2 protein-coding genes are annotated in these 2366 nt (G+C 62.6%); one reads left to right on the top strand and one right to left on the bottom strand.

What is annotated here, in order from left to right:
• Window positions 1–16: 16 nt before the first annotated feature.
• Entirely contained in the window at window positions 17–784 is a 768-nt protein-coding gene (locus I5M_RS30350) for an ABC transporter substrate-binding protein (RefSeq protein WP_051048807.1), read from the bottom strand.
• 330 nt (window positions 785–1114) lie between these two features.
• Between I5M_RS30350 and I5M_RS21920 the strand changes: the two genes are divergently transcribed.
• Complete coding sequence (locus tag I5M_RS21920) at window positions 1115–2245, top strand: FAD-dependent monooxygenase (protein ID WP_022723365.1); 1131 nt, start codon at window positions 1115–1117, stop codon at window positions 2243–2245.
• Window positions 2246–2366 lie beyond the last annotated feature (121 nt).

Genomic DNA, 2366 nt, shown 5'->3' with positions numbered 1-2366 from the left:
TGCTTCTGATATTTGTTCATGATGGTCGCGGCCTCGGCCGGGATTGGCGAATGCATCCTTCATGCCCCTTGATCGTCGCTCGGACGAATGCCTTCAGCAGGTTCGGATCTTTGCTGATCGTGTCTTCCGACGCGATCAGGCCATTGCCATAGTAATTCAGGCCGGCGTCCTTATAGGCGAGGATGCGAACCGAGTTGGGGGCCGTGGCCTTTTCGACGAGCGGCGCACCGACGGTGAACTGGCCGATGCCGTCCGCGCGCTTGGTCGCCAAGATCGACGTCAACGCGGCGCCGTCTGCCGCGACCCACGTGACCTTCGACGCGTCGATGCCCGCGGCTTCTGCGTAGGCCGGGAACAGCAGTCTGACCGAGCTCGAGGCCGTATCGGCGAGCGTCTTGCCCTCGATATCCTTCGGCGTCTTGATACTGCTGTCGCCCAGAACGAAAATCGCCTGCGGCGGTGTCGCATAGACGACCGAAATCATCTTGACCGGCACTTTGTCGTTGCCGCGTGCCAGCACCAACGATCCGGCATCGGCGAAGCCGATCATGGCCGCGCCCGAGGCCACCTTCTTGATGGCGTCCGCAGAGCCCTGCCCGCGGACGATGCTCACATCGAGCCCCTCTTTCTGATAGTAGCCCTTCTCCAGCGCCACGAAGAAGTAGGAGTGGCGGCCGTTGATACCGAAGTCGGTGATGAAGCTGACATCGGTCGCGCGGGCCGCCGACGCGGAAATTCCCGCCACCAGCGACAGAGCGAGCATCAAGGCGGTGCGCATTTTCATCACTTCACTCCGAAGAAGGCTTCGAGCCAGACCCATAGTCCATTTCATTCTTAGTCGAACGATCTGAGCGTAGAGATCGCCAAAACTAGGGTCAATCGAGGGATCGGCGCATTAATTGGGCAGGCACCGGGATATCGTGCCAATTCCATCGCCATTGCGCTCAAATCTCGCGCAACGGCGCAAATAGGCAGTATTCTCGACCCCGAGACTGATTAGTCCGCTCATCCGACTCATGCGTAGTTGCTCGCCGGGTTCCTCTTGACAGCGACTAGATCAGAGACGTACGCGTCAACTTGTTCGATATCGAATAATTACGTGACGGTGCTAGCCATGGACAAGACTATGCGGATCGCAGTGATCGGCGCCGGGATCGCCGGCCTGACGGTTGCCGGGCTGCTGCACCAACGAGGCTATTCCGTCACGGTGTTCGAACAGGCCAAGAGTTTCTGGCGCATCGGGTCGGGCATCATCCTCGGCGCCAGCACAGCGAAAGTGTTGCGCCGGCTCGGTGTCGAGGACGCGATGGTGCAAGCGGGTATCAAGCCCGACGCCTTCGTCAGCCGCGACGTGGCCAGCGGCGAGGTGATGAACGAGCTGGTGTTCGATGACGAGGCCGAAGCACGTTTCGGCGGCCCGTTCGTCAACATCCACCGCGCCGACCTGCACAAGATCCTGCTCTCCAGCCTCGGATCGAATGCGGTACGCTTCGATCACCAACTGGCCGGGCTGAACCATTCGGGCGACGGCGTCCGCCTCGATTTCGCAGATGGCAGCGGTTTCGACGCCGATATCGCGATCGGCGCCGACGGCATCCGCTCGGTGGTTCGTGACATCGTCCAAGGCGCCAGCCCGCCGCGCTATGTCGGCAAGCTGGCGCTACGTTCGGTGTTCGCGTCGCACAAAATCGCCGGCGTGGCGATGCGCGATTGCACCAAGTGGTGGGGCGAGGACCGTCACCTGCTCGCTTACTACATGAGCGAACGGCGCGACGAGTGCTACATCATGGCTGCGGTGCCGAGCGACGCGTGGAGCGAAGACACTCCGCCGCGCGACGGCACGCGAGACGATTTCATCAGCGCGTTTCCGGACGCGCATCCCGACCTCATGGGGTTGATGACGGCCGCCGAAAAGGTCCAGCTTCTGCCGATCTGCGACCGCGTCCGCAACGACAAATGGAGCGACGGCCGGATCGTGCTGGCCGGCGACGCTTGCCACGCCGTGCGCCCCTTCATGGCCGCGGGCGGATCGATGGCGATCGAAGACGGCGCCATCCTGGCCCGCGCGATCGAAGTAGCCTCGTCGCCCGAACAGGCTTTCGCCCTCTACGAAGCGACGCGGATCGACCGCGTCGGCGACGTGCAGCGCATCTCGGCCGAAAACTCCTGGCTGAAGACCCCGCACGCCACCGATTGGTTCTTCGGCTACGACCCCTATGCGCACGATCTGGCGAAGGCCGCCTGATACGACGGAGGCTTCCATGCCCGCCTACGGCCCGGACTCGATGATTGAACGCGATCTCGTCGGCTACGGCGAACAAAGGCCCGATCCGAAATGGCCGGGCGGCGCGGGATCGCGTCAATTC

This window comes from Rhodopseudomonas sp. B29 (assembly GCF_000333455.1).
GTDB lineage: Bacteria > Pseudomonadota > Alphaproteobacteria > Rhizobiales > Xanthobacteraceae > Rhodopseudomonas.
This window is presented reverse-complemented; position numbering and strand designations above follow the sequence as displayed.

Coding starts and splice junctions, on each gene's coding strand:
- I5M_RS30350 (WP_051048807.1), bottom strand. CDS start 784: ATGAAAATGCGCACCGCCTTGATGCTCGCTCTGTCGCTGGTGGCGGGA.
- I5M_RS21920 (WP_022723365.1), top strand. CDS start 1,115: ATGGACAAGACTATGCGGATCGCAGTGATCGGCGCCGGGATCGCCGGC.